Origin of the sequence: Bacillus sp. 7_6_55CFAA_CT2 (assembly GCF_000238655.1) — a bacterium.
Classification (GTDB): Bacteria; Bacillota; Bacilli; order Bacillales; family Bacillaceae_G; genus Bacillus_A; species Bacillus_A cereus.
In genome coordinates this window covers 1,692,810-1,698,809 of record NZ_JH414708.1, presented here as the reverse complement: position 1 = coordinate 1,698,809, position 6,000 = coordinate 1,692,810, and the positions used below count along the sequence as shown (strand labels likewise).

The following is a 6,000-nucleotide window of genomic DNA, read 5'->3' as shown; positions in this document are numbered from 1 at the left end:
GTGGTGCTATCCCATTGCTATTAAGCTAAGAATTTAAGTGTAATATCATTTAAGGTAATACTTAAGATACAAATAAAATATCTTTTCCATGTCGCACTGTTTTATTGAAGTCTATCCCGAGTTGTAGCTAGTTCAATGCGACTGTAAATTCGGAGTTCGGTGCGCCAGCAAATACAACCGTTCCGTTCTCTGGTAGTTTCACTTTGTTATTATTACTAACAACGCTAAAATTGACGCATACTCCATTCCCATCATACACCGCGAATGAACTTCCTGATGGCAACTCCACATTCATCGTTTTCCCTGCTGCCTCTTGCGGAATCGTAAACCATTTCGCATGCCCATTTTTTTGCAGTGTAACTTTCGATAATTGACCTGCATCAAGGGATTTTACGTTAGATTCACTGACGTATAAAAAGCTGGCCATCTCCATATATTCAGTACCATTCTCTGTATAGAAATGAGCTTCCTTCGTATCCCTCCCATTCATCACAGGAATCTGAATTTGATGCGTCGCCGTATTCGGACCTGTAATTTTTTTGCCGTCCCAATAACCATCCTTGATCGTAATTTGTGTGTTAAGAGGTATTTGTTGTCCTAGATAATTTATAGAATTAAATTTTTCGTTAACAAGGTAGAACTTGCCGCCCTCGCGCTTCGCCCATGCAGCAGCTGTTTTCTTCGGTAACACATTGTTTTCTAATTTCTGAGCTAAATAGTGAGTCAGCACATTTTGCCCCAATCCCGGTGATAATTCATATGTGCTCTCTCTTAAATAAACTTTTCCATTCTTCTCAGTGACGAAGTTAAGCTTGGAAGTACCCTTTTCATTTATAAAGCTTCCATCCGCCGTATATACATATTTTTCTTCCGGTTTAGTTGGTAAAAACAGTTCTCCCTTCTTCGTAATCTCTATTTTGAAATGGCTTTGGATATTTCCATACAATCCTGCTTTTTTTACCACATCTTGAGGCACTTTAGCCTTGACTGGCTTGCCGAAGGATTTATCTGGTTTTATATCCTTAATTGCCCCTTTCTCTTTAAGCCTAGCTAGCAGTAATTTATTTGCCAACAGTTGATTTGTCATGCTGCTCCCACCGGAGGACAATACAGCTGCTGCCATCTTCTGTTCTGGAAGCACGACTAATGTAGCATGTTGCAGCATCGTATCCCCACCCTTAGTCAACGCTTTTATCCCATATTCACTGAATGGGTATAGTTTCACACTATCCCAGCCAAGACCATAGTTGAACATATTTCCGCTATCTCCTGGCCACATTCCTTTTTTATATTCTTCTTGTTCCATCGCCTTGACTGCTTTATTAGAGAGAATTTCTTTTCCCAGTCCCATAAATATTTGTGAGAATCGCACCACATCTTCTGCAGTAGAGGAGATTCCTCCCGTACCAATCACATTTACCATTTCACTTGGAAGCTGTCCCTGGTATGTCGGAGAATACTGTCCAGCCCGCTTTTCGTCTTCCCATTTGTCTTGCGATGTTATCGTTTGATTCAGTTTTAATGGCTCTGTAAACTTTTGATGTAGAAATTCAGTAAAACTCATACCGCTGACTCTTTCTACCAAGATCTCAGCCAGCGTAAAACCGTCATTACAGTATACTGAAAACGCGCCAGGGTCTGCCTTCAAGTTTTGGTTGGACAATTGTTGCAACAAGATATCATGGGCATAAGCATCATTATCTTTAAATAAAAATGCATTATTGAACGTCGAACCTTGCAAACCTGAGGAGTGATTCAACAGCATACGCGGTGTAATGCGTTTATATCGTTTATCTTTCATTTTGAACTCAGGAATATAGCCAGTAACAGGAGCATCCAAATCAACTTTTCCTTCGTCTACTAGTTTCATAACAGCCGCTGCTGTATATACTTTACTGGTTGAACCAATTCCGTATAAAGTATCTTTAGTTAATGGTTCTTTCCCTTCTATGTCGTTCTTGCCTGTCTGCCCCGACAAAATAAGTTTACCATTATCAATCAGCGCATACTGCACGCTAGTCGTCTCATAGGACTTCGTGAGTAGTTCAGCGTTCTCTGCAGCAATCTTCTCCAAATCTTTGCTAGCAACTTCTTGGCTAGATACAACCGGAGCCTTACTGCTAGAAGACGCTATCGCTCCTGTTGGCAGGCTCATCGTTAGAGCTAAAGTAGCGGCTAACACCCCAGATAATTTATTTTCCATAAAAAAATGCCTCCTTAGATAAATGATTAATTTCATCTTTTATTTGTTCAATTACAAACATCACATAAACTACTATTCTGGCTTTATCCCTACTGTCGTAACAAACGGTAAAACCTCTCTTTTTCACATGTATGTTAGTACCATAAATGATTTTTTTATTTAGAATGTACTTATTACTAGTTTGGTTTTCGTATAAATAAATCCTATTTATCCTCCCTCTTTTGTGCTTCTCTATATTTGTATCCTACATAATAAAAATTTCTTTTTTCTTATGCATTTCTTACAATTCCCTTACGTTCAAATCACTTCTATAATTAGGTAGGTTTTATTTTAAAATCCCCAGGATAATAACTGCTTATATAATCCCACGATTTCATAGAAGATGGATTAATACCCCTGCGCCAAATCATCATGCACATCTCTGATATTTCCTTGCATCCCCCCTCAACCTTTACAACAGTTCCAACCCGGCATCAACACTTCTTCACGTTCTTATTACTAGTAATAACTAATCAACTCCTTACCTGAAAATAAATTAATATAGAAAAAGAGAGATAAGGTTAAAATACCTTTATCTCTCCTTTTCTCTCACAAATTTTGCGAAGTTTTTTTGTTTTTGGGTTCATCTGTTTTCTTAGCTTGATGGGCATGGAACGTTAAGAAAAAGCAGACTGAAAGAATTAAAGGAGAAGAAATTATTTCAATAAAATTTCTTTAAAGTACTTTTACATCACTTTCACAAATGTAAGAACTCTCATATATTACACTTCATACATCCTTTTCCAAGGAACAATATACCGATATACAAATCCCTATTTATATAGGGATTTTTTTGTGCAAGTCCCCTCACCGTCAATTTAAGAATTAAAAAAGAGGGGATTATCCCCCCTCCTTTTTACGCTTGCTCCGACTGTCGAAATTATTTAATATACCCACGATTCAGTTCCGTTAATTTTTCATTGATGTTAAAAATTCTTACTCTAATATCTTTAACACCAACTGCTTCAAGTCTGTTCTTGTGCATTTCAGCGTATTTTTCAGCATCTTGTTTTTCCTCAAATACATAAATGCCTCCAGCTTCTTTTTTTTCTTCATTCTCAGTCCATATTTTCCAGTGAAATCCTTCTTCTTCGTTAATACTATTTGCTAAATCCCAAAATGTTTTTTCCATTTCTTCACCAAAAGGACCTTCAAACGGAAAATCAACTTGTAGTAAATATGCCACCTTCACTCACTCCTATTTTAATATAAAATTCTTCCCGTTCTTTTACTGATTATGATTCAAATGATAGTAATGTCTAAATCCGTATTGCTATTATTATTCAAGCACTAATTTGAGAATCCCCCTATTTGTAAAATAATCACATAATGATAGTAACTTGAACGCATAAAGTGAAAGTTTAATAGTTTTCGGTTATTTTTAAAAAATGTGATACAAACTTATCCCTAAACTAAGGACAAACAAAACAAGTGCAGGTATCGCTTTCTTAAAGGGATCTCTCGCTAATACAATTAGAGTTAATGCGGCTGCAAGCATCGTACCAGCTAATAACACTCCTGCCCATAAAGCTATTACTGGAATCCAGATTCCTATCAACATTCCAATCGCTCCTACAATCTCAAAAGCTCCAGTTAAGAAATTAAAAAACGAAGGTAAACCAAATCGTTTGAACTCATCTGCCATTTTCCCGGATATAATTTTCGTTCCTGTCATTAAAAAGAACAGAAACAACACTACTTTTACAATATTGATGAAAATTAAAATAGTAATCACACCTTTCTTATTATTTGGTAAAAACTCAGTATTGTTCAGATAGTAGTCACTACCTTTATCCTATTTCCTGAGATTACCCGTATGGAAGTCGCTTCAATTTACATTACCCTTTTCAATATTAAAGGGCCAGAAATTACATGCTATAGCATATATAATATAAAAAATTTGACTGGTACTAAGCAAAAAAGTGACCCTGAATCAGATATCATACAAAATAAAGTTATCTTCCCATTCGTCCAAACAAAAAATTATATGCTACAGCATATATAATACCTAAAACAAAGTTTGTTCCTTATGAATAGCATAGCATCAATAAGGAACAAATATTAATAGTGTGTATCATACAATTTGTTTAATAACGATTGTAATACTTTAATTTCTTCCTCGCTCAAATTACTCGTAACGAAATGGTGAGCGTCTTTCACTACAGGCAAGATTGTTTTCTTTAGCTCGTCGCCTTTTTCAGTTAAAAAAAGGTTATGTGAACGCCTATCTTGGTCATTCAAAGCCTTCCTTACAATCCCTTTTCTCTCCATTGACTGTATCATTCTAACAACAGTAGTTTGATCTTTATCAATAGCTTCCGCCAACTCTTTTTGAGTAGTGCTCCTTTGGCTACAAAGAACACTAATAATCCCCCACTGCTCTGGCGTAACTCCATACGGCTTTAATTTCTTCGTAAAATAATTGGTCATTTTCACATCAGTACGGTGAACAAGATAGCCTATTAAATCATGTAAGTTCATATATCACCTCTATAAATTAAGATATAAAAGGATACAGCATACCAGTCAATCATTCACAATGAATGTATTTGTTTCACCATATATATGCTATGGCACATATATTAAAGTAGATTATTTTAATTGTCAAATGATTTACCTATTATTTTTCGAAAACCAAATCGTCCCTTTAGATTATAGAAGGAATGACTAATTTGACGTATTTCTCTGGCGATTTCTCCCTTATCGTTTTATGATATGCTAATAACATTTGATAAAATATGGTATCTATAGACAGTCAAACACCTTTAAAGATACCTCATCCAGTTTTCTTGCTGTTGCAAGATAAACAGCATGTAATCAGTTAACCACCCACATTAGTAACGAAAACATAAAGAAAAGGCATTCCAAATATGAAACACCTTCTTTCGTTTTATAAAACCATCCAACACGCTGAACTTTTCAATTTAATATAATGACTCGTTTAACTAAAGAAATTGATTACGTGCATAACGCTCTTCTCACTTTTCTTGCAAAATTTAGTGGATCATCAACGTCTTCGATATTAACGTAAATTAAATTTGGATCATCACATAACCACTCATTGTGTATAGACGAAACGATTATTCCTTGTTTAATAATTGTCGCCACAAATTCAGTGACTTCTTTTTGTAAGAGTGCTACTCGGCCTAGGCATAATGCCCGTCCGGTTTTATTGTCTCGTGATTCGAATGAAAAGGAAGTTGTTACTCTAAAACGTTTTCCCAAGATTGTTGCTCGTATTTCATCTCGGTTTATTGTTGCCACGCATTTCCCACCGGCGAATCCTTCTTGACCGCCAATGATTCTTGCAAACTGTTGACAAATTGATTCCTCATTAACCGCCATACCTTTAATCATTCCTCCTTTTACTATTAGATTATGAATTCATACATAGGTCTGAAACGGCAATGAATCTAATCTATTATAAAAAAATGATGGCGATCTACCGAAAGCTATTAACTCAATTATTCTTGATCGTATGAATTGTTATCAGAGTTTAAATGGTGCAGAATTTTTATTTTATGCTTAATGGACATCGGAGACTGAAAGCAAAACTCAGCTATTATAATGGTAAGACATTTTTAAAGAGCATAAAAAAGACACCCTAAGGTGCCATCCTCCGACTTGAGAATTATATCTATGTATGGAGAAATTTAGAAAAGACAAATACAAAAGAGAAGATTCTAACTATAATTTATAGAAATCTTATGCCATGACTTACTTACATATTTCCTTATTTACCAGAAGAAGAATCTCAG

Annotated in this window: 5 protein-coding genes; all 5 read right to left on the bottom strand. The window is 35.5% G+C overall.

Annotated features, from left to right (window positions below):
- Window positions 1–127: 127 nt before the first annotated feature.
- The 5 genes from HMPREF1014_RS08710 to HMPREF1014_RS08690 all read right to left on the bottom strand — a co-directional run bounded on the left by HMPREF1014_RS08710 (window position 128) and on the right by HMPREF1014_RS08690 (window position 5,587).
- The gene (locus tag HMPREF1014_RS08710) at window positions 128–2,203 is read right to left on the bottom strand and encodes a serine hydrolase domain-containing protein (RefSeq protein WP_000428432.1); all 2,076 of its coding nucleotides are present in this window, start codon (window positions 2,201–2,203) and stop codon (window positions 128–130) included.
- A 919-nt stretch (window positions 2,204–3,122) separates the two neighbouring features.
- The gene (locus tag HMPREF1014_RS08705; RefSeq protein WP_000323774.1) at window positions 3,123–3,428 is read right to left on the bottom strand and encodes a monooxygenase; all 306 of its coding nucleotides are present in this window, start codon (window positions 3,426–3,428) and stop codon (window positions 3,123–3,125) included.
- 195 nt (window positions 3,429–3,623) lie between these two features.
- A complete protein-coding gene (locus tag HMPREF1014_RS08700; RefSeq protein WP_029960785.1) occupies window positions 3,624–3,974 on the bottom strand; it encodes a DoxX family protein in 351 nt (116 codons plus the stop codon).
- 329 nt (window positions 3,975–4,303) lie between these two features.
- Window positions 4,304–4,723 (bottom strand): MarR family winged helix-turn-helix transcriptional regulator, encoded by a 420-nt coding sequence (locus HMPREF1014_RS08695; RefSeq protein WP_001048566.1) that lies wholly within the window; start codon window positions 4,721–4,723, stop codon window positions 4,304–4,306.
- A gap of 477 nt (window positions 4,724–5,200) precedes the next feature.
- Window positions 5,201–5,587 (bottom strand): DUF1259 domain-containing protein, encoded by a 387-nt coding sequence (locus HMPREF1014_RS08690; protein WP_001986336.1) that lies wholly within the window; start codon window positions 5,585–5,587, stop codon window positions 5,201–5,203.
- Window positions 5,588–6,000 lie beyond the last annotated feature (413 nt).